This is a genomic window from Bradyrhizobium sp. LTSP857 (assembly GCF_000938285.1).
In the GTDB taxonomy this organism is placed as follows: domain Bacteria; phylum Pseudomonadota; class Alphaproteobacteria; order Rhizobiales; family Xanthobacteraceae; genus Bradyrhizobium.
In genome coordinates, this window is record NZ_JYMS01000049.1 from 231,739 (window position 1) to 250,844 (window position 19,106).

Annotated in this window: 22 protein-coding genes, 1 tRNA gene and 1 pseudogene; 9 read left to right on the forward strand and 15 right to left on the reverse strand. The window is 63.6% G+C overall.

The genetic code is table 11. The features are described from left to right. Positions 1–16: 16 nt before the first annotated feature. Entirely contained in the window at positions 17–589 is a 573-nt protein-coding gene (locus UP06_RS34445; protein WP_045008143.1) for a hypothetical protein, read from the reverse strand. Positions 590–981: 392 nt separating this feature from the next. On the opposite strand from UP06_RS34445, the gene UP06_RS34450 reads away from it, so the two are divergent. Next, a complete protein-coding gene (locus tag UP06_RS34450) occupies positions 982–1,641 on the forward strand; it encodes a peroxiredoxin (protein WP_045008144.1) in 660 nt (219 codons plus the stop codon). A 17-nt stretch (positions 1,642–1,658) separates the two neighbouring features. On the opposite strand, the gene UP06_RS34455 is transcribed toward UP06_RS34450, so the two are convergent. Then, positions 1,659–2,054, reverse strand: coding sequence for a DUF2177 family protein (locus UP06_RS34455; RefSeq protein ID WP_045008145.1), 396 nt, complete (start codon positions 2,052–2,054; stop codon positions 1,659–1,661). Positions 2,055–2,225: 171 nt separating this feature from the next. On the opposite strand from UP06_RS34455, the gene UP06_RS34460 reads away from it, so the two are divergent. Then, positions 2,226–3,665, forward strand: a complete 1,440-nt coding sequence (locus UP06_RS34460; RefSeq protein ID WP_082081824.1) for a cryptochrome/photolyase family protein — start codon at positions 2,226–2,228, stop codon at positions 3,663–3,665. Between the two features lie 66 nt (positions 3,666–3,731). Further along, the gene (locus UP06_RS34465) at positions 3,732–4,031 is read left to right on the forward strand and encodes a hypothetical protein (protein ID WP_045008146.1); all 300 of its coding nucleotides are present in this window, start codon (positions 3,732–3,734) and stop codon (positions 4,029–4,031) included. Positions 4,032–4,092: 61 nt separating this feature from the next. On the opposite strand, the gene UP06_RS34470 is transcribed toward UP06_RS34465, so the two are convergent. The 3 genes from UP06_RS34470 to UP06_RS34480 form a co-directional block, all read right to left on the reverse strand. Further along, on the reverse strand, positions 4,093–4,848 hold the full coding sequence (locus UP06_RS34470) for a hypothetical protein (protein ID WP_045008777.1): 756 nt from the start codon (positions 4,846–4,848) through the stop codon (positions 4,093–4,095). Between the two features lie 98 nt (positions 4,849–4,946). Next, entirely contained in the window at positions 4,947–5,819 is an 873-nt protein-coding gene (locus UP06_RS34475) for a DMT family transporter (protein ID WP_045008147.1), read from the reverse strand. 98 nt (positions 5,820–5,917) lie between these two features. Further along, complete coding sequence (locus UP06_RS34480) at positions 5,918–6,364, reverse strand: hypothetical protein (RefSeq protein WP_045008148.1); 447 nt, start codon at positions 6,362–6,364, stop codon at positions 5,918–5,920. 291 nt (positions 6,365–6,655) lie between these two features. On the opposite strand from UP06_RS34480, the gene UP06_RS34485 reads away from it, so the two are divergent. After that, a complete protein-coding gene (locus tag UP06_RS34485; protein ID WP_045008149.1) occupies positions 6,656–6,919 on the forward strand; it encodes a hypothetical protein in 264 nt (87 codons plus the stop codon). A gap of 45 nt (positions 6,920–6,964) precedes the next feature. On the opposite strand, the pseudogene UP06_RS42325 reads toward UP06_RS34485, so the two are convergent. After that, a pseudogene (locus tag UP06_RS42325) lies at positions 6,965–7,048 on the reverse strand (host attachment protein); the annotation flags it as partial. Between the two features lie 289 nt (positions 7,049–7,337). Here UP06_RS42325 and UP06_RS34495 point away from each other — a divergent pair. The 3 genes from UP06_RS34495 to UP06_RS41765 all read left to right on the forward strand — a co-directional run bounded on the left by UP06_RS34495 (position 7,338) and on the right by UP06_RS41765 (position 9,325). Next, positions 7,338–7,601, forward strand: coding sequence for a hypothetical protein (locus UP06_RS34495; RefSeq protein ID WP_045008151.1), 264 nt, complete (start codon positions 7,338–7,340; stop codon positions 7,599–7,601). 454 nt (positions 7,602–8,055) lie between these two features. After that, positions 8,056–9,018 carry an AraC family transcriptional regulator gene (locus tag UP06_RS34500; protein ID WP_045008152.1) on the forward strand — a complete coding sequence of 321 codons (963 nt, stop codon included), beginning with the start codon at positions 8,056–8,058 and terminating at the stop codon, positions 9,016–9,018. A gap of 154 nt (positions 9,019–9,172) precedes the next feature. After that, complete coding sequence (locus UP06_RS41765) at positions 9,173–9,325, forward strand: hypothetical protein (protein WP_197087452.1); 153 nt, start codon at positions 9,173–9,175, stop codon at positions 9,323–9,325. Positions 9,326–9,387: 62 nt separating this feature from the next. On the opposite strand, the gene UP06_RS34505 is transcribed toward UP06_RS41765, so the two are convergent. The 3 genes from UP06_RS34505 to UP06_RS34515 form a co-directional block, all read right to left on the reverse strand. Then, positions 9,388–9,464 (reverse strand) — tRNA-Arg (locus UP06_RS34505). A 156-nt stretch (positions 9,465–9,620) separates the two neighbouring features. After that, complete coding sequence (locus UP06_RS34510) at positions 9,621–10,151, reverse strand: hypothetical protein (RefSeq protein ID WP_045008153.1); 531 nt, start codon at positions 10,149–10,151, stop codon at positions 9,621–9,623. A 160-nt stretch (positions 10,152–10,311) separates the two neighbouring features. Next, entirely contained in the window at positions 10,312–10,857 is a 546-nt protein-coding gene (locus UP06_RS34515) for a hypothetical protein (RefSeq protein WP_045008154.1), read from the reverse strand. A 219-nt stretch (positions 10,858–11,076) separates the two neighbouring features. Between UP06_RS34515 and UP06_RS34520 the strand changes: the two genes are divergently transcribed. Further along, on the forward strand, positions 11,077–11,463 hold the full coding sequence (locus tag UP06_RS34520) for a VOC family protein (RefSeq protein WP_045008155.1): 387 nt from the start codon (positions 11,077–11,079) through the stop codon (positions 11,461–11,463). 51 nt (positions 11,464–11,514) lie between these two features. Here UP06_RS34520 and UP06_RS34525 read toward each other — a convergent pair whose 3' ends face one another. After that, on the reverse strand, positions 11,515–12,012 hold the full coding sequence (locus UP06_RS34525; protein WP_045008156.1) for a hypothetical protein: 498 nt from the start codon (positions 12,010–12,012) through the stop codon (positions 11,515–11,517). A 260-nt stretch (positions 12,013–12,272) separates the two neighbouring features. Between UP06_RS34525 and UP06_RS34530 the strand changes: the two genes are divergently transcribed. Further along, the gene (locus UP06_RS34530) at positions 12,273–12,623 is read left to right on the forward strand and encodes a GrlR family regulatory protein (RefSeq protein ID WP_045008157.1); all 351 of its coding nucleotides are present in this window, start codon (positions 12,273–12,275) and stop codon (positions 12,621–12,623) included. A 9-nt stretch (positions 12,624–12,632) separates the two neighbouring features. Here UP06_RS34530 and UP06_RS34535 read toward each other — a convergent pair whose 3' ends face one another. The 5 genes from UP06_RS34535 to UP06_RS34555 form a co-directional block, all read right to left on the reverse strand. Then, positions 12,633–15,320 (reverse strand): PAS domain S-box protein, encoded by a 2,688-nt coding sequence (locus tag UP06_RS34535; RefSeq protein ID WP_045008158.1) that lies wholly within the window; start codon positions 15,318–15,320, stop codon positions 12,633–12,635. 124 nt (positions 15,321–15,444) lie between these two features. Then, the gene (locus UP06_RS34540) at positions 15,445–16,359 is read right to left on the reverse strand and encodes a DMT family transporter (RefSeq protein WP_045008159.1); all 915 of its coding nucleotides are present in this window, start codon (positions 16,357–16,359) and stop codon (positions 15,445–15,447) included. Positions 16,360–16,437: 78 nt separating this feature from the next. Further along, positions 16,438–17,238, reverse strand: a complete 801-nt coding sequence (locus UP06_RS34545) for an NUDIX hydrolase (protein WP_045008160.1) — start codon at positions 17,236–17,238, stop codon at positions 16,438–16,440. Between the two features lie 4 nt (positions 17,239–17,242). Then, the gene (locus tag UP06_RS34550) at positions 17,243–18,196 is read right to left on the reverse strand and encodes a dihydrodipicolinate synthase family protein (protein WP_045008161.1); all 954 of its coding nucleotides are present in this window, start codon (positions 18,194–18,196) and stop codon (positions 17,243–17,245) included. A gap of 31 nt (positions 18,197–18,227) precedes the next feature. Further along, entirely contained in the window at positions 18,228–19,106 is an 879-nt protein-coding gene (locus tag UP06_RS34555; protein ID WP_045008162.1) for an SDR family oxidoreductase, read from the reverse strand.

Below are 19,106 nucleotides of genomic sequence, written 5' to 3' on the forward strand. Positions count from 1 at the left end.
TACATTCCCAGATCTTTTACATTCCAATGTCGAACACGTTCGGCAATTGGCCCGCCAGAGGCAGCGCGGTGGCGCCCAGGAAGGTCGCCACCATCGCCATCAGGCGGCGGTTGTTCTGGCGCTTGCCGCGCATCTGACCGGCAATCCACTCCAGCATCTCGCTGTTGACCTTCGAGGCATAGGACGGCGCCCAGCTCTCGATGTCGGTGTCCTGCGCCAGCGCGACGCTGCGCGGCGGCACCTTCAGGCCGGAGGCGCTCGCGGCGTAGTGAGCCACGGCCTTGGCCAGGAGGTCGTCGAACCGGCCACCATCGGTGCGCTCGGTTGCGGCTTCGTTGATCTCGAACAGCGCTTCGGCCTCGCCGCGGCTGATCGGCTGGTCGTTGACGGCTGTGGCTGTCAGGATGCGGGCGCACCAGGCGGTGTCATCGGCATCGATGGAGCGGGAAAAGTGCACCCGGCCCTTGGTGGTCGGGCCTTCGCCCGTGATCACGCCGTCGCGCACGATGGAGAGTGCATGCGCCGCGGTATCGCAGCAGGACGGTTCGAGGGACGGCGACTCAACTGACTTCGGCAGTGCGGCAGACATAGTTCACTTCCAGATTTCTTCTGATCGACCAGCATTTTCATGCGGGCGTAAAGGGGTAGTTAATGATTCGATATGGGGATCGCGACTTTTCTTGATGGTTGCCAATTGGTCGCTATCAGGACCATTTTGGTTCCATCAAACGTCGGGCGAGCGTGATGCGGGTCATAAACGGCTTTATCGGGGCAATCGAGACCGTGTGGCCCCGGTGGAGATGTTTCGCCGCAGGCGCCGCTGTAACAGAAAGGTGCTAGAAAATCGGCCCTTCAAGGAAGGAATTCACATTTTACTTGAAGCGGTTCACTTGACGTTCACTTGGGGTCGCCGAGCCCCTATAATGGCTGCGACGGCCAAAAACGAATTCCCAAGCAAATTCAATGCGATGAGGTAGAACCATGACACTTCCGATCGGCACCACCGCCCCCGACTTCGAAGCCGAGACCACTGAAGGGAGGATCAAGTTCCACGACTGGATCGGCAACAGCTGGGCGCTGCTGTTCTCGCACCCGAAGGACTTCACGCCGGTTTGTACGACCGAGCTCGGCGCGCTGGCCCGGCTGAAGCCGGAATTCGACAAGCGCGGCGTCAAGCTGATCGGCCTGTCGGTTGATCCGATCGACCGCCACGCCAAGTGGGCCGAGGACATCAAGGAGACGCAAGGCGTGGCCCCCAACTATCCGTTGATCGGCGACACCGATTTCAACGTCTCGAAGCTCTACGAGATGCTGCCGGCCTCGACCTCGGGCGATCCCCTCACCCGGACGCCTGCCGACAACCAGACCGTCCGCAACGTCTTCATCATCGGGCCGGACAAGAAGATCAAGCTGGTGCTGGTCTATCCGATGACTACCGGCCGCAACTTCCAGGAAATCCTGCGCGTGATCGACTCGCTTCAGCTCACCGCCAAGCATCGCGTCGCAACGCCGGCCGACTGGACCCAGGGCGAGGACGTCATCATCGCGGGCTCGGTCTCCAACGACGAGGCCAAGACGATCTACCCGCAGGGCTGGAAGGAACCGAAGCCCTACATCCGGATCGTGCCGCAGCCGAAATAACGGCCCAAAGTGACGACTCACGCCGTCAACCGGTCCGCCACCAACAGACCCGCGGTCGATGAGACCGCGGTCACCACCGCGCCCCAGCCGACGTCGACGAACGCGACCGGCCAGCTCCAGTGCTTGAGCAGCGCCAGCGCGGTGAGATCGAACGTCGCATAGCAGAACAGCCCGAACAGCGCGCCGTAAGCCAGCGTCGACTGCCATGTCGCGCCGGGCGCGCCGCTGACGAAGATCAGCACGCCTACGACATAGAGCAGGTAGAACAGCGCGGCTGGCACCGGTTTGAGCTCGCCCAGCATGTCGCCGACCTCAGCGGTGAAAAAGCCCTTGGCGACCAGGCCGAGGAACAGGAAATCCAGTCCCACCAGCACGATCAGGGTTGCGACATACAGGACGACGATGCGGTTCACTGGCGGCCTCCCTGCCCGCAGCTCATGCGGACAGTCGTAAGGATCCCATCAAATACGGCGTCACGGGTGGGCGGTTTCAGCCGGCAGCAGAGCCTCGATCGCGGCACGCATGAAACTCTTCCCGCGAGTCCCGTATATCAATAACCCGCTCAATCAGGCTCATCCGAAAACATGCCAAGCCCGCAGCCGATCATCGTCTGGTTCCGCGATGACCTCCGCCTGTCCGACCACCCCGCCCTCCACGCTGCCGCGAAGTCCGGCGCGCCGATGATCTGCCTCTATGTGCTGGATGACGCGGCCGGGCGTGCGCCGGGCGGTGCGGCGCGCTGGTGGCTGGCACAGTCGCTGCGGGCGCTTGGCGCCGACCTCGTAACGCGTGGCGGATCGCTGATCCTGCGCAAGGGACCGGCGGCCAAGGTGATACCGAGCGTGGCGGGTGAAAGCGGCGCCGGCGCCGTCTATTGGAATACGGTCGCTCAGGTCCCGCATCAGGCCGTCGAGAAACAGCTCGAAGCAGCACTCGCAAAGCTCGGCGTGGACTCGCAAACCTTCCCCGGCGACCTCCTCGCCCCGCCCTCCGCGATCCGCAACAAGGAAGGCCGCGGCTTGCGCGTCTTCACGCCGTTCTGGCGCCGCATTCTGGCGCTCGGCGACCCGCCAAAACCCCTGCCCGCTCCGAAGGAGCTGCGCCGCGGACCGAAGGTCGCCAGTGATTCGCTTGAGGCATGGAAGCTCGAGCCGACCAAGCCCGATTGGGCCGGCGGCCTGCGCGAGAGCTGGACCCCGGGTGAAGCCGCCGCCCGCGCGCACCTGCGCGACTTCCTCAAGCACACTGCGCGCGGCTATGTCGGCGACCGCGACCGCCCGGACCGGGAGGGCACCTCTCACCTGTCGCCGCATCTGCGGTTCGGCGAGCTCAGCCCGCGCCAGGTCTGGTACGCTGCGCGCTTCGCTGCGGCCGAGGATCCGGCACTCGGCCCCGGCATTGAAAAATTCCTGAGCGAGCTCGGCTGGCGGGAATTCTGCCGCCATCTCCTCCACGACCACCCGAACCTTGCCACCGAAAACCTGCAAGCCAGCTTCGATGACTTCCCCTGGAGGCCTGACAAGACGGCGCTCACCGCCTGGCAGCGCGGTCACACCGGTTACCCGATCGTCGATGCCGGCCTGCGCGAGCTGTGGCACACCGGCGTGATGCACAACCGGGTCCGGATGGTCGTCGCCTCCTTCCTGGTCAAGCATCTCCTGATCGACTGGCGCGACGGCGAAGCCTGGTTCTGGGACACGCTGGTCGATGCGGATGCCGGCAGCAATCCCGCCAACTGGCAATGGGTCGCCGGCTGCGGTGCCGACGCAGCGCCCTACTTCCGCGTGTTCAATCCGCTGCTCCAGGGCGAGAAATTCGACCCCGACGGATCCTATGTCCGGCGTTGGGTGCCGGAGCTGAAAGACCTGCCGGCGAAGCTCATTCACCAGCCTTGGCAGGCGACGCCGATCGAGCTGGCGAGTGCCGGAATCACCCTCGGCAAGACCTATCCGCAGCCGATCGTCGATCATGCCAAAGGGCGCGAGCGCGCGTTAGCCGCCTACGCAAAGATCCGCAAAGGTTGAGCACTGCTTTGACACAAATTCGAAACCCGCTATCGTCATCGCTCTATTCAAACATTGGGGGACGATATGGACGACGACAAGCCGATCACCGAACAGGTGATGGAGACGATGACCACCGCCGTGGAAGCGACCAAGGAAGCCGCAGTCACCGCCGTGAAGAAGGTGAAGAAAGCCGCCAAGAAGGTCGCGAAGAAAGTAGCGCCGAAGAAGGCAAAGAAGGCTTCCAAGAAGAAGGCCGCAAAGAAGTCGGCGACGAAGGCAGCCAAGAAGAGCGTGAAAAAGGCAGCCAAGAAGACTTCAAAGAAAACTGCAAAGAAAGCTGCGAAGAAGACCACCAAGAAGAAGGCCAAAAAGGCCAAGCGCTGATCGCAGCTTGAGAGCAAGTCTCCGGGTGCGGGCGCGCCCGGAGATGTCTCCCCAACATACCCTACCCTCGCCGTTTGGATGCACGCCGACCAGGATGATGGACCCCTTGCGGATCGCGAAATTCGCTGCGATGGCCGCGCCGATCCTCCTTGGAGAAGCGCCGCCGCTTCTCGGGTGACCCAAACGCCCTGATCAATTTCCGGCCGTTGACCTTCTTGATGACGTAGCCGCCCTCGGTCATCGAGAACGGTGCCTTCAGCGTTCCCTTGTGGTCGAATTTGGTGCCGCGGGGATGCTTGAACGGCTCGAACCAGGACGGATAGACGAAGTTCGACATCTCGAAGCCGCCGACGTGAAAGGAGTCCTCCTCCACGGCGTCGCAGACCTCATAGGCATATTGCGTATTCGGGTTCTTGTCGGCCCAGAGATTGGCCATGGGGTCGAGCACCATCTCGAACAGCTCGTGCGAGGCCGCCAAGCTGACGGGCTCGCCACCCAGCGCCTTGACGAAGATCTTCGAGATCGGCTGGCCGCGATGCGTCAGCTCGTGGCGTCCGAGCATGTTCTTGTGGGAGGCTTCGTCGAAATAGACGAGCTGCCAGTCGGTGGGCTTCGGCTTGCGGGTGACGTAGAGATCGACCGGATAGCCCCACACCGGCAGGAAGTGCTCATCGTAGCATTTCTGGAGCGCCGCGGTAAGCTGGCCCATCGTCCGGTCGTCGATCTCCTCCCCGGCGTAGTTGACGCAGGCAATCCGGACCGGCTTCATGGACCTGCCGAGCAATGCCCGCCTGGCTCTCTTCTTGGCCTTCTTCATGGAAATCACCGTGCCGAAAGGGAAACTGAAATGCGGCGAGCCTAGCACGAACGCGCCACGCACGTCAGGGATGTATTCCGCTGGTTCGGCCTATCGATCTAGACGCGCCGGTTGACCACGAACACCGCGGCAGCGCACATCGCCATGCCGGCGATCGCCAGCGCATCGAGCTTCTCTCCGAACAGCAGGTAGGCCATGAGCGCCGTGACCGCGGGCACCAGATAGAACAGGCTCGCGACCGACGTCGCCGCGGCATGGCGGATCAGCCAGTACAGCAGCCCGATCGATCCGATCGAGAGCGCCACAGCGAGCCAGGCCAGCCCCAGCACGAACTCCCGCGTCCAGTGCACCACACGGTCTTCGAACAGGAAGGCGCCGGCCGCGAAGAAGATCGTGACGGCGACATATTGCACGAGATTGCCGGCGCGCCAGTCGATGTGGTTGCAGTAGCGCCGTTGATAGAGCGTGCCGAGCGTAATGCTGATCAGCGAGACCACCGAGGCGAGCCAGCCAATCCCGGCCTCGCCGGTCATCGGGCGGTTGTGCAGGATCATCACCACGCCGCCGAGGCCGAGCAGCAGGCCGGCCCATTGCACCGGCGTCACCTTCTCGCCGAGCCAGCGATTGGCGATGGTCGAGGTCAGGATGGGCTGAAGGCCCGGAATCAGCGCGGAGAGCCCGGCCGGAATCGAGTGCGCGATCGCAATCGCGGTGCCGCCGAGATAGAAGCCGTGGACGAGAATGCCCGCGACAGCGCTGTGCGCGATGCCGATGCGATCTGGCCATTTCGGCCGTGCAATTGCCGCGATGATCGCCATCAGGCCGACCACGATCGCCATGCGGATGGCGAGATAGGTCAAGGGATCGGCGTTGCTGATGACGTATTTGGTGCCGATGAATCCGGTGCTCCAGAGCACCACGAACAGGATTGGCGCGGCACGCGCGGTCAGGGCTTCTTGATTATGGTTCATTGCCGCTCTCATTGCCCCACCGGGGCCTATGCGGCAATGCGAATTTCCACCAGCGCAATGCTGCGCTGCGACGGTCAGCGGCGGTTCAGCTCAACCGCTCACCACTCTTCCGGACAGGGATCGATGATCTTCCAGAGCTCGACACCGTTCTTGATCTTCTTCATGTCGGTGGTGAGCCCGCCATTGCGGCGAATCCAGTCCTTCACCGTATCGGGATAATAGGACATCAGATCGGACGTCCCTTCCGCACTGGTGATCTTCATGCCGAAGGTGAAGGCCTTGTCGTAATAGGCCTGGTGAAAGCCGAGGCTCGCACGCGGCGTCACGCAGATCTTGTTCATCGGTACGATGCCCAGCACCAGGGTGCAGGCGGAGTTGCAGATGCCGTCGATGATGACGCGCTCGCCTTTTTCCCGGACGCGCTTGTACTTCGTCTTGTACTCCTCGACATAGCCGCCGTGGTCGCGGGTGATGTGCAGCTCCGCTCGCGCTGGCGTGGCGGCCGCGACGAAGAACAACAGCAGGCTGAGGAGCGTGATGCGCATGGCGGCGTGTGGCGAAAACCTTTGCAAGGAACGAACCGGCCTCGAAGAGCACCCCAGGGGCCGGCAGGAGGAATCTTGACGAATTCTCTTTGGCCATACTTGTGTGGGGAATTCGTTAAGCATCCCGAAAAGGCCAAAAATGGGCAAGTCGCGCCGGTGCCTCGGCATTTCGGTCACACCCGCCCGGGAATCTGCGGGATTGCCCCCGATTTCGGGCCGCTGGATGGGTGCCCACCCCGACCAAAATGGCTATAAGGAACTGACCTCAAGTGCGGGTTCCGGAGAATCGAGATGAGCAAGTTGAAGCTTGTTGCCGCGGTTGCTGCCCTGTCGGCTGCAATCCTCGCCCCCAGCCTCGCGGAGGCACGGGTGCATCACCGGTACCACCGCTACTACGCCAATCCGCTGCCCTACCCGATCAGCTATCTGCACAATTACGGCCCCGGGATCACCGCCGGCACCTTCGCCTATTATGACGGCCCGTCGACCAACCACTGCTACCGGAGCGCAGCCGCCTATGTCGGCCAGGACGGTCGCCGGCACCCCTGCTACTGAGCGGCGCCGACGCATCCTCTGTCGATGGGCCGCCCGAGCCGGCGGCCCCGACAGCAGCAACTGCTTCTCGATCTCGTAGACCGTCAGCTTGACGAGGTCTTTGCCGATCTCGCCTCGGAGCGCGTCGCGTCCGTCGCACGTGACGCGCCAGTCGCTTTTGTCGATTCTCATCTCGTCCATTGCACAGCTTTGATTTGTGCTCTTCGAATTATGCGAAGGGCCTTCCGCAACGACAGGACCAGGGACGAAGCCGCGCGCACGGCATTGGGCGCTCAAACCCCGGGTAGCTTCGCGGCGCTGGATCAAGGGCTGCGGCGGACTGGCTGAAGATTTATTCATCGGCATTACATTTCGGTTCTGCCACAATTTGATCAGAACACCTTCGCTATTCAGTATCGCGTAAGCAGAGGAAGACATCATGAAGTTGAAGATTGGCCTCGTCGCCGCGTCCCTGTTCGGTGCCCTCGCGGCGCCGGCGGCGTCCGCCATGCCTATTGCGCCTGCACCTGCGACACCGCAGGTCTCCGACGTCGAGCAGGTCCGCATGGTCTGCAATCAGTGGGGGCGCTGCTGGTGGCAGCCGAACTACGCCTATGGTTATGGTCCGGGATACTATGCGCCGCCGCGCTATTATGCCCCGCGTCCGCGCTACTATGGCTATTACGGCTATCGCCGCTGGTGATATCTGAAGGGGCCCTCGGGGCCCCTTCGCTTTTGCGGAATCGCGAATTGCCGCGTATCCGCGGTTGGCCCGGAGCGCTTCCAAAACTGATCTAGATCAAAGATGAAATTCGTCGTGCCGTCATGCTGCACCGATAGCCGATTTGATTGTTTTCCGATGCCCCCAAGACGGGCATGAATGTGCAAACGCATCTTGAGGAAGCAGCAGAGACAAGAGGGACGAAGCTTTGAGTCCTTTGCCTTCCCGCCTGCACGCGACTCCATTTCATCGACCTCGCCTCCGGCCAAACGATGAACCGAGAACGTTGACGGTGACATCGATCTGACGGACCTCGTGGCATGATGTCCGCAATACTACGGCCCGGAATCCGATTTACTGAATCGCTATGTTTCGTCATTGATGGCGATGTACCGACGTTCATTTCATTGTCACATTTCAATTTCCGGCAAGACGCATGTTTGATTCTCTTGCGCCGTCCTCCGCTCTCCAACTGATCCGATTTGCCGATGTCGACGCGTTTCGGCCGGCCGAGTCGCTGGAAGATGCCCGGAGCATTCCGCTCGACGTCACCAATTTCGCAGCGGCGCGCGCGGTCGTGAACCTGCCGGCATGCCGCATCATCGTGGCGAGGTCGTTTGCGCGCATCCTTGATACCGCCTATCGCGTGCCGGGCGGCATGGTGATCCTGCCGATGACCGACGATCTGCGGGCCAGCTCGAGCGGCATGTTTCTCGACTCGCGCTTTTTCGCGGCCTTGCGCGGCAATCATGATTGCCATTTCGTCGAGCCCCAGACCAATCATCACGCCTTGATCATCTTCTCCCCTGCCCTCAGGGATCGCGGCTGGTTCGATCGCGCCGACGCATTGTGGGCTCGCGTCGCGGACCGCGCCGCTCATCTCCACGCCCGACAGCTCGTGCTCGATATCCTGAGGACCGCGTCCGTAAACCCGCATATGTTTGAAACGAGAGAGGTCGCCGCACATCTCCAGGAGGGCCTACTGCTCGCCTTCGATGATCTGTTTCATAACGACCCGTTGCTGGATCACGGCGCCCCGCTCGCAGGCGCGCGATCTGCAAGGCTCGTGCAACAGATCGACGATTACATCGCAGCCTATCCGACCGCACCGATCTATACGGCCAATCTCGCCGACGAATGCGGCGTCTCGATCCGGACGCTCAGCAGCGCGGTGACCAAGGTGCGCGGCATGAGCCTGCATCAATACATCCGCCTGAAGCGGCTGTGGGCGACTCGCTCGCAGCTTCTCAGAAGCGGTGGTGCATCGGTCGCCACGTGCGCACGCGCCCAGGGCTTTCATCATTTGGGCGAGTTTGCCGCGGCCTACCGCACGACCTTCCACGAGGCCCCCTCCGACACACTGGCACGAGGCCGGCAGACCATCCTTCGGGCAGGCTGACATCACAAGCCACGGCGCCGGTTGCCGGCCTTGGGCGTGAGCGTCAAGCAGCCTTGGAACAAGTTCCCTCGAGCCGCGTTGCCGTTCTGAAGCACCCCGCACATCCGACGCGCGGGGTTTTTCTCGCCGTCACGAACCTGGTTTAAGGAAGAGAATGACCATCAGCCGCAATCTACTGTTTCTGATTATCGGTGCTCTGGTCATCACGGCAGGCGTGCTTGGCTACAATCTCTACCAGGCGAAAAAGCAGCCCGACGGCCTCCAGATCAACGTCGGTCCCAACGGGCTAAAGATCCAGGGCAAGTAGATGGAACCGCCGGGTTCCGGTCGGCCAAGCCCCATGGTGGCACTGATCCCATGCCTGGCAAATGGCGCGCTCGGAAGGATTCGAACCTCCGACCCTCGGAATCGAAATCCGATGCTCTATCCAGCTGAGCTACGAGCGCCCTGACCCGGGTATTGGGTCACTCCCAAGACGCACCGGATTGTTGCTGGCAAGACCAGAGCACCGGCGACGTTAGGATGGGCTCGAATTAGCAGAGAGGTGGGACAATAAAAAGCCCCACCCACCCCTATTGGGGCGGGTCAGAGCCGTTCTTACCTTACCAGGTCGTGTTGAACAGACCGAAATGCGGCTGCTGGGCCACCAGCATCATCGGCTGGCCGCGCTGCTGCGCCGGATGGGTCCTGGCGACCTTGCGCTTGGGCTGAGCCGGAGCGCGGACTTGTGGCACCTGGGCTTCTTGCACCTGCGATACCTGGGCCTGAGATTCCGGCTTGGCGTCGGCCTTCTTGGCCGCATCGGCCTTCGGCCCGGCCGGCGTGAACTGGGCGAAGGTCTCGCGCACCCGTGCCTTCGCCGACATCTCGGCCAGCGCGTCCGCCTGCACCGACGGCTGGGGCACCGCAACGGCAGCCGTCTTCACCACGGGCGCGGCAATCGTCGGCTGGCTGGTGTCAAGCACGACGCGATCAGGCAGATGGCGGTCGGACCGGATCCGGATCAGCGGCTGGTCATAGCCCGCGGTAGCGACCGCCTGCGCAACCGGCGAAGCCAGCCAAACGAAATTGGCGGCGAACAACAGTGCGAGCAGCGCTCCACCGACGAACGTGAAATAGCGAAAGATGGGCATTGGCATGCTCCGCCCCCCGCATCCCCGCGTGGGCTCTTCGCCTTAACAGGCGATACTTTGATTGGTTCCTGCGCCCTGCCCATTGGTTCAAATGGCAACGCCAAGTTTTTTGGCCAAGGGGCAACGACGGTAACTTTTCCGCTAGCGGAATGCCCGACCCTTACACGCGCCGCGCAGTCACCAGCGAGCACTTTGCCTGATCAGCGTTCACGTTGACGAAGCCGACCGGAACGCGCGCAAAGGTCTTGCGGCTCTTCATGCTCACAATGTCGGCCAGCACGCGGCTGCGGTCGGTCAGATGGCTGCCGTCACGCCGCGCAAAGGCGCAGGCGATCTCGACATCTTTTACGGCATAGTCATTGTCATTTCGCACGGTGAAGGTCACCAGCGCTTTCGAACCGAGCCCGCCGCGACGCCAGGTCTGCGACGATATTTTTAGCCGGTCGAGCCCCGCGGCCTCCGCTGCGGCCGTTGCCGAGGGAGCCGGATCAACGGTTGCGAGCCCCAGTTTCACCGGTTCGGTTTGCGCGACATTGCCTTCGGAAGGCGGCATCAGCATCCAGACGGCGAAGCCGATGATGATCACGGCCAGCAGCCACAGCAGGCCTCGTTTGAACCAGACACCTGTCCCAGAATCGGACCGCGGCAGGTTCTCGCCGTTCCTGACGAAGCTTCCCATTCCGTTCCGGTCCAACCCTGCGTTCATGGGTGCGTCACCGAATGCCCTTCCGCAAGCTACCTCATCATAGCGAGCCCGATGCGGCCATTTTCCGACCGGTCTCTCGCTCACCCACTTTCTCAATCCGTAAGACGAACTATGGTTCCCGCTAGCGCGCGAATCGCGGGTCAGCCACGGTGGCGATCATCGGCAGGGATCGCTAACATGCGCTGCAACATCGCGAAGACCCCGTCGGGAGGAATTGAAATGCCAGTCGCCGTCACCTGGGATCACGTCCATCTGCGCAGCCCCGATCCGGAAGCCACGGCGGCCTGGCTGCAAGATATCCTCGGCGGCGAGATCGTGCGCGCACCGGGGCGGATCGACGTGAACCTCGGCGGCGCCAAGATCTTCATCGCGTCGCTGGAGGGCGACAACGCCGTCAACCCGCCGCCGCCGCACCCGCATCAGGGCCTCGACCATTTCGGACTCACGGTGAAGGACATCGACGCCGTCGCGGCCGAGATCAAGGCCAAGGGCGTGACGTTCACGCGCGAGCCGACCACGCTCCGGCCGGGCGTTCGCATCTGCTTCATCCGCGGTCCCGAAGGCATTTCCATCGAGCTGCTCGAGCGCGACAAGAAATACACCTGACGCGGCACGGCCGCATCAAGCGCCAGCGAGACCGGGCGAGCTATTGCCCGGTCAGGTCATGCTGCCGGGCATAAAGCAGCGGATGGCGACGCCCATGTAGCCATAGATCGGCCACACCATGGTCCGTCCGACCCGGTTCGGCTCCGAGATCACGGCCTCCTCGGGCACGTCGACCCAGACGAGCTCCTGCTGCTGGCCCTCGATCACATAGCCAAGGCGCGGGACGCGGACGCGATAGTGCCCGTCCTTGCTCTCCCAATCGGAGTCCGAGATCGCCGAGCCGTCGGCATCGGAGCAGCATGGCCCCTTGCCGCTGCGCAAGCCGTCGAACCAGGCCTTCATTTCGGCACTGGTGTTGACGAACTGGCCGCGATCACGTGCGTGCCCGAAGGGGGCAGCAAGCGCGATCAGGAGCAAGGCACAACCGAGCCTCGCCATGCTTCGCCTGCGTGTCGCGCGGCCAATTCGTCGTTGTTGTCTTTCGCAATTCGTGGGACGCGCACTGTACAGACGCGGCTCATGGCCGCCGGAATCGATCCAGTTGGTCACGTTTGTCCTGCTCCAGCACCCCGCGGCCAGTGCAACAATGGTTATGCATTTCGCGGGCCAACTCTGATTCGCTACGACTGGCCTCGCCCCATAATGAAACCGTCATAACCGCGTCACAGGCAAGCTGGGAAAATTACGGTTCGCAGCATCGGGCAGGCTTGCCGGCCGGCAAACTGCCGCGTTGCGCGATGGATTGCGCTTTGGCATAAAAGCTTCACCGGTTACGCCGTTGGGCGACGGCGGCCGGCCCGTGGGACGTTATGAAGAACGGCCTCTATTCGATTCATGTGACCCTGCTCGATGGTCGAGTCGGCAAGGGCAGCGGCGTGATTCTTTTCCGCGACGGCAAGATTCTTGGCGGCGACGCCTATCTCTATTACACGGGCAGCTACACGGTGAAGGACAACACCTTCAAGGGCGAGGTGCTGGTGCAGCGGCACACCTCCCCGCGCGGCGACGACAACCCCCTGTTCGGTGGCCCCGCGGCGGTCGGCATCGGCGTGAGCGGCACCTTCACCGATACGCGCGCGGACATGACGGGCACCGCCCTCGTCGGCAAGGCCAGCCAGATCTTTGGCGCCACCCTGCACAAGCTCGTAGAGGCCGATTAGGCGCTCTAGCTATTCCGCCGCCTGTTCCAGCGGCGCCGTGCGCGGCAGTATCATTTGGATACGCGTGCCGCCGCCCGGCTCGGAGTCGAGATCGAGCCGGCCGCCGAGCCGGTTGGTGACGATGCTGTAGACGATGTGCAGCCCCAGACCAGTGCCGCCCTGGTCGCGCCGCGTCGTGAAGAACGGATCGAAGGCACGACGGCGCACGTCGAGGCTCATGCCGCAGCCATTGTCGGCGACGATGATCTCGACATTGTCCTTGCCGGACTCGCGTACCTGGATGTCGATGATGCCGGGCCGTCCGTCCGGGAAGGCGTGCGCCACTGCGTTGAGGAATAAATTGGTCAGCACCTGGCCATACGGACCGGGATAGCTGTTCATGGTCAGGTTGGGCTGGCACTCGACATTAAGCGTCAGGTTCTGCTTGCGCAGGCCCGGCCGCAGGCTCATCACCACCTGCTCGGTGAGGTCCGCGAGATCGAAGCTGCGCTGATCCGAATAGTTGCGGTCGGCCGCGACCTGCTTGAACGACTGGATCAGCTCGGCCGCGCGGTTGAGATTCGAGACAAGTTGCGAGGACGCGTCGCGGCTGGTGCTGAGGTAGTCGTTGAGCGTCGAGCGGCGAAGCTCGCCGCGCTCGACCTCGGCGCTGAACAGCGCGGTCTTACGTTCCAGCGCAGAGGCAACCGTGAGGCTGATGCCGACGGGATTGTTGACCTCGTGTGCAACGCCGGCGACCAACCGCCCGAGTGCCGCGAGCTTCTCCGCCTCGATCAGCGAGGCCTGGGTCTCGCGCAGATTGCGCAACGCGGTCTCGGCGGCGTCCTTCGCCTTCCGCATCTCCTGCTCACCGCGCTTGCGCTCGCCGATGTCGAGCGCCACGGTGACAATCCGCTCGATCTCGCCCTCGGCATCGAGCAGCGGCAGCTTGTTGACGAGCCATTGCCGCATGTTGCCGGAGGAATCCTTGTACTCTTCCTCGTAGAAGCCGAGACCCTTTCGCAAATTGATCACGCGCTTGTCGTTCTCATCGGTCTTGGCCGCGCCGTAGCGCGACATCAGGTCGGCGGTGGTGCGGCCGAGCGCGTCGCCGGGCTCGATGCCGAAGATGCCGGCCATGTAGCGGTTCATCAGCACATAGCGCAGGTCGCGGTTCTTGACGTTGATGACGGCCGGCACGGTGTCGATGACCTGCTGGAGCAGGCGCCGGCCTTCGGCGATGGCGTCTTCCGCCCGCTTCTGGTCGGTGATGTCACGCAGTGTGCCCTCGTAGCGGACGATCTTGCCCTGCTCATCCCGGACGCCGGTCGCGCTGTCGGAGAGCCAAAGGACGTTGCCGCTGCGCTGGCGCACCTGATATTCGAACTCGCGCACCATGCCGTCGCGGTGCATCAGCCGCTGGTATTCCTCGCGCGCCTCGGGATGAACGTAGATGGTGTGGGCGATGTCGTTGATGCTGTCGATCAAATGCTGCGGGCTGTCATAGCCCATCATCCGCGCCAGCGCCGGATTGGCGTTGAGGAGATCGCCGGACGGCGTCGTGACGTAGATGCCGTCGACCGAACCCTCGAACAGCTTGCGATAGCTTTCTTCGGCCAGCCGCTGCTCGGTGAGCGCGCGCACCGCCGCCTCGCGCGCCGTGTCGGCCTCTTCCAGCGCGCGGCGGAACACTTCGGCGGCACGTGCGATATCGCCGATCTCGTTGTCGAGGTCGGCCGACGGGATCGAGGTATCCTTCTCGCCAGCTGCAAGCGCACGGATCGACCTTGCGATCTTTGCCAGCGGCCGGACCGTCCGCCGCACCACGAAGGCAGCCGCGACCATGCCGATCAGCACGCCGATGGTGCCGAATACGATGCTCTGCCATCGCGCCTCCGTCAGCGTGCGGGCGAAATCGCGCGACAGCACGTGGCCGCGCCGTGCGCTGACCTCGCGCAGCAATTCGGTGACACGCCCGATCAGACGGCCCTCGGTTCCCAGCACTTCGCGGTCAATATCGGCGATCTGCCGTTCGCGAACGGCGACCGCGATGATGGCATCGGCGTAATTGTTCACCGCCGTCTTCAGCGCGGTATCGGCGATATCCATTGTCCGCATGTTCTGCGCGGCCTGTTCGGCGGCGGACGGATTGCGCGCGAGCAGCCCGAGCGCGATCCGGCTCTGCGCTTCCGACAGGCGGGCGGCGAGCTCGCGGTCCGCAGCACCAGCAACCGTCGCGTCGAACTGGTCGCGCAGCGGCGGCAGGCCGGCGAGCAATTGCGCGCGGCGGTCAATCAGGGTCGAGATCCGCTCCAGGCCGCTGCGATAGGTCGCAAGCCGCTCGCTGACCCCGTCGATCATGTCCTGCTGCTCGGGCGCGAGCTCGATGCGGGTCTTCTTCAGGATGTCGCTGAGCGTCGAGGCCGCCTCGCCGACCTGCTTGAACTGGATGCCCGCGCCGGGATCGGTGACGAAGTCGCGCGCGGCAAGGCGCAGTTCGTTCATGCGGCGGTCGATGTCCTCGGCGAGGTCGCCAACGCTCTGGAGCCGCTGCAACTCGGCGAAGGTCGTATCGATATGCCGGATCGCGATCACGCTCGCGGTCGAGGTGACGATGATCACCGCCAGCACCAGAAGGAAGCTGCCGAACGTCAACTGGCCGATGGAGAGCGAAAAGGTTCGCTTTTTCTCAGGGGTCGGCGTCAATTCGGCGGACATTGGTGTGTTTTGGGGACCGGGCTATTGGGAGCCCAATATACGACGTATTGCGGTCCCGGGGGAACATGCCTCCGGCCGCCGAACATTCTTAATATTGCGGTTCTCGGACCGCTCTCTCCCGGATTTATGACGTTTTGACGCCCACCGGGCGCCGGGCCGGGATCGTCATGGCGGCAACGCCGATAACGACGCAGGCCAGGCCAATCCAGGCGGTCTGGCTCAGGCTCTCGCCGAGGAAGGCGACGCTGATGGCGATCCCGATCGGCACACGCAGATAGGCCTGCGCGGTGGTGCCGACCGAGCCGAGGGTCTGGATCAGGCGGAAATAGATCGCAAAGGCCGCCGCGGTGGAGAACACGGCGAGCGCGAGCAGCGCCAGCACGGAACTCAGCGAGGGCGAGAGCGTCCAGGGCTGCTCGAACACGAGCGAGGCCGGGATCAGGACCGCGGCGCCCGCCAGCAGCGAGCCGGCGGCCGGCGCCATCGGATCGAGGCCCTTGAAGCTCCGGCCAAAGATCGCCGCGCAGGCATAGCAGATGGTGGCCGCCACGATGGCGGCCTCCGCGACCAGGCCGCTGCCGATGTCATGGAAGGCATCGACGCCGACGATCAGCAGGATGCCGGCCATGCCGGCGATGACGCCAACCAGTTTTCGCGGGGTCGTCGCTTCGTGGCGGGTGACGACCGCCGTGAGCAGGAAGGTGAAGATCGGCCCGGCCGAATTGAGGATGGTGGCAAGCGCGGCATCGACATGGCGCTCGCCCCAGGCAATCAGCGTCCAGGGAATCACGCTGTTGAGCACGGCCTGGAACGCGAAGCGCTGCCAGGTCGCGGCATCCGTCGGCATCTTGACACCGCGCGCCCGCATCACCACGAGCAGCAGCAGGCCGGCAATGGTGGTGCGCGCCGCGATCAGTGTGATCGGCGGGATGGTGGCAACGCCGAGCTTGATGAAGGTGTAGGAGCCGCCCCACAGCGTCGCGAGCGCGACCAGCAGCGCCAGCTCGGCGGCGATGTTGGTGTCCTGCCGATTCTCCATGGCGCATTCCCGTCCCGTTTCAGAGGACGGAACATAGAGCGGCCACAGGCGCAATAGTTCGTCGCGCGTCGAAGTGTGCTAGCCGACCGCGCCGACCTCGAACACCTCGCCGTCATAGCCGGCCTCGCGGGGGATGCGGAGCTGGCGGCCGCTCTCGGTCTTGGTCATGACCGGCATCACGGTGACGATCGACATCCCGCTGGCATGATGGAGCGCGGCGCTTACGCTGCCCTGCTTCGCCAGCCGGATCAGATTGCGCGTGGTCGGGAACGGCAGCTTGAAGCGGCCGCTCTCCCCGCCATCCACTGCCTCACGCGGTGACACCCATATCGAATCCGTCGACTCCCGCCCATCATGGGCGCCGAGCTGGTCGGGAGGGGCTGCGGCAAGGAAGAACCAGGTGTCGAAGCGCTTCGGCATGCCCTCCGGCGTGATCCAGTGCGCATAGGGCACGAGCGTGTCGAGCGCGAGCTGGAGACCGTTGTCCGAGAGAATGCTGAGGAAGCTGATCTTGTGCTCGTTGAGCGCGACGCGATGCTTGTCCGCGATCTCGCCGGCACGTTTGGCATCGATCGGCGCGCTTGAGCCTTTCGGCCGCGCCAGCAGGATGCCGCTCTCCTCGAAGGTCTCGCGGATCGCGGCGATACGGAAGCCGCGATCGGATTCACTCAAGCCCTCGCCGCCCGAATAGAGATCTGAACGGGCGACAATCTCCTTGTCGCCCGCATCGACGCTGCCGCCCGGAAACACCAGCGCCCCCGAATTGAATTCGATCTGATGATGGCGAACCATCATGAAGACCTCGATCTCCTTTGCTGCTGCATTATCGCGCAGCAGCAGGATTGTGGAGGCGGGACGCGATGCGGCGGCTTCTGCCATGCAACTAACCTGCGGCGCTGGATTGCGGCTGGAGGTTGGCGCGCTTGTCGACCTTCGCCACGCGCGACAGCAGATACTCGACCTCGGCTTTTGCTGCCGGGGTGATGGTCGCGCCCGGCTTGCGCTGCGCGCTGGAGGCGATGATGCCACGCTTCTGAAGCACGTATTTGCGCACGGCGAGGCCCGCGCCCGGCTGCTGCTCATAGCGCATCAGCGGCAGATGGGCATCGAACAGATCATGCGCGGCATCGCGCTTGCCGGCCTTCGAGAGGTTCACCACGTCGATCAGCAGTTCGGGGAAGGCATAGCCGGTCATGGCGCCATCGGCGCCGCGCTCCATCTCGAAGTCGAGGAACATGCCGCCATTGCCGCAGAGGATCGAGGTCGGCCGCAGCGAGCCATCCTTCTGGAAGCCGCGCAGCGTCGAGATCTTCTCGAGCCCCGGCCAATCCTCGTGCTTGAGCATCACGCAATTCGGATTGTCCATGATGATCTTGCGGATCACGGCGGGCGTGAACACCACCGAGAGCGTCAGCGGATAGTCCTGGAGCACCCAGGGCACGTCGGCGCCAATCGCCTCGGCCGCCTGCTTGAAATAGCCGACGATCTGGTCGTCGGTGCGCAAGGACGGCGGCGGCGCGATCATCACGCCGGCCGCGCCTGCATCCATCGAGGCCCGCGCCAGCGAACGCATGGTGGCAAAGCCCGGCGCGGAGACGCCGACGATCACCTGCATCTTCTTCGCGCGTTTGACGAAGCGCACCGCGACCTGCTCGGCCTCGGCAGCATCGAGCTTCGGCGCCTCGCCGAGGATGCCCAGCACCGTGACGCCGTCGCAGCCGACCTCCTCGTAGAAATCGGTCAGGCGGTCGATCGAGCGTTCGTCGATCCGGCCGTCATCGTGGAACGGCGTCGGCGCGATTGCGAAGGTGCCCTTGGCGTCGGCGGTGAGTTTCATCGGGTCTCTCTATCCTATCATCTGTCGTGGCCTAAAACCGCCGCGCACCCATCTTGATCTGCTCCTCGGAGAAGAAGATCTCCTTGGCATGATCAGCGATGTCCCGGGCATTCCAGCCCGTGTGCGGCGGTTTCCAGCCTTCCATTTCCATCATCCGCATTTCGCGCACGCCGCGGGGCCCGGACACGCCCAGCACCTTGCCGGTCTGATCGCCCGACAAGTCGCTGACCATGTATAGCACGGCCGGCGCGATGCCGTCCGGGCCCAGCGCCGCACCGGGGTTCTCCTTATAGCGGGGCAGGTCTGCGGTCATGCGGGTCAGCGCGCCCGGAGCCAGCGTCCAGATCCGGATGTTGTACTTCCGGCCCTCGATCGCCAGCACGTTGGACAAGCCCCAGATGCCGCCCTTGGCCGCGCCGTAATTGGTTTGGCCGAAATTGCCGATCAGGCCCGAGGTCGAGGAGGTATTGACGATGACACCGCCGCCATTTTCCCGCATCCAGCGAAACACCGGCATGGTGCAACAAAAGGTACCCTTCAGATGCACCTTGATGACCTTGTCCCAGTCGGATTCGGTGGCCTTGGCAAAGGTTTGGTCGCGCAGAATGCCGGCATTGTTGACGAGAATGTCGGCGCGGCCAAAATGCTTGATGGCGTCGTCGAACAGCGACTGGCCGCCCTCCATGCTGGAGATGTCGGCGCCGTTGGCGACCGCCTTGCCGCCCTCGGCCTTGATCGCGTCCACGACCTGCTGCGCCATCGATTTGTCGGCGCCGGAGCCGTCACGGGGCCCGCCGAGGTCGTTGACGACGACGGACGCCCCCTCCCGCGCGAACAGTTTTGCGTAGGCCTCACCGAGCCCCCCGCCCGCCCCGGTGATCAGCGCAACCTTGCCGTCGAGTAATCCCAT

Bases quoted from the DNA above. Each gene is read 5' to 3' on its own strand.
- UP06_RS34445 (WP_045008143.1), bottom strand. From the start codon at position 589: ATGTCTGCCGCACTGCCGAAGTCAGTTGAGTCGCCGTCCCTCGAACCG.
- UP06_RS34450 (WP_045008144.1), top strand. From the start codon at position 982: ATGACACTTCCGATCGGCACCACCGCCCCCGACTTCGAAGCCGAGACC.
- UP06_RS34460 (WP_082081824.1), top strand. From the start codon at position 2,226: ATGCCAAGCCCGCAGCCGATCATCGTCTGGTTCCGCGATGACCTCCGC.
- UP06_RS34465 (WP_045008146.1), top strand. From the start codon at position 3,732: ATGGACGACGACAAGCCGATCACCGAACAGGTGATGGAGACGATGACC.
- UP06_RS34470 (WP_045008777.1), bottom strand. From the start codon at position 4,848: ATGAAGAAGGCCAAGAAGAGAGCCAGGCGGGCATTGCTCGGCAGGTCC.
- UP06_RS34475 (WP_045008147.1), bottom strand. From the start codon at position 5,819: ATGAACCATAATCAAGAAGCCCTGACCGCGCGTGCCGCGCCAATCCTG.
- UP06_RS34480 (WP_045008148.1), bottom strand. From the start codon at position 6,364: ATGCGCATCACGCTCCTCAGCCTGCTGTTGTTCTTCGTCGCGGCCGCC.
- UP06_RS34485 (WP_045008149.1), top strand. From the start codon at position 6,656: ATGAGCAAGTTGAAGCTTGTTGCCGCGGTTGCTGCCCTGTCGGCTGCA.
- UP06_RS34495 (WP_045008151.1), top strand. From the start codon at position 7,338: ATGAAGTTGAAGATTGGCCTCGTCGCCGCGTCCCTGTTCGGTGCCCTC.
- UP06_RS34500 (WP_045008152.1), top strand. From the start codon at position 8,056: ATGTTTGATTCTCTTGCGCCGTCCTCCGCTCTCCAACTGATCCGATTT.
- UP06_RS41765 (WP_197087452.1), top strand. From the start codon at position 9,173: ATGACCATCAGCCGCAATCTACTGTTTCTGATTATCGGTGCTCTGGTC.
- UP06_RS34510 (WP_045008153.1), bottom strand. From the start codon at position 10,151: ATGCCCATCTTTCGCTATTTCACGTTCGTCGGTGGAGCGCTGCTCGCA.
- UP06_RS34515 (WP_045008154.1), bottom strand. From the start codon at position 10,857: ATGAACGCAGGGTTGGACCGGAACGGAATGGGAAGCTTCGTCAGGAAC.
- UP06_RS34520 (WP_045008155.1), top strand. From the start codon at position 11,077: ATGCCAGTCGCCGTCACCTGGGATCACGTCCATCTGCGCAGCCCCGAT.
- UP06_RS34530 (WP_045008157.1), top strand. From the start codon at position 12,273: ATGAAGAACGGCCTCTATTCGATTCATGTGACCCTGCTCGATGGTCGA.
- UP06_RS34535 (WP_045008158.1), bottom strand. From the start codon at position 15,320: ATGTCCGCCGAATTGACGCCGACCCCTGAGAAAAAGCGAACCTTTTCG.
- UP06_RS34540 (WP_045008159.1), bottom strand. From the start codon at position 16,359: ATGGAGAATCGGCAGGACACCAACATCGCCGCCGAGCTGGCGCTGCTG.
- UP06_RS34545 (WP_045008160.1), bottom strand. From the start codon at position 17,238: ATGGCAGAAGCCGCCGCATCGCGTCCCGCCTCCACAATCCTGCTGCTG.
- UP06_RS34550 (WP_045008161.1), bottom strand. From the start codon at position 18,196: ATGAAACTCACCGCCGACGCCAAGGGCACCTTCGCAATCGCGCCGACG.
- UP06_RS34555 (WP_045008162.1), bottom strand. From the start codon at position 19,106: ATGGGATTACTCGACGGCAAGGTTGCGCTGATCACCGGGGCGGGCGGG.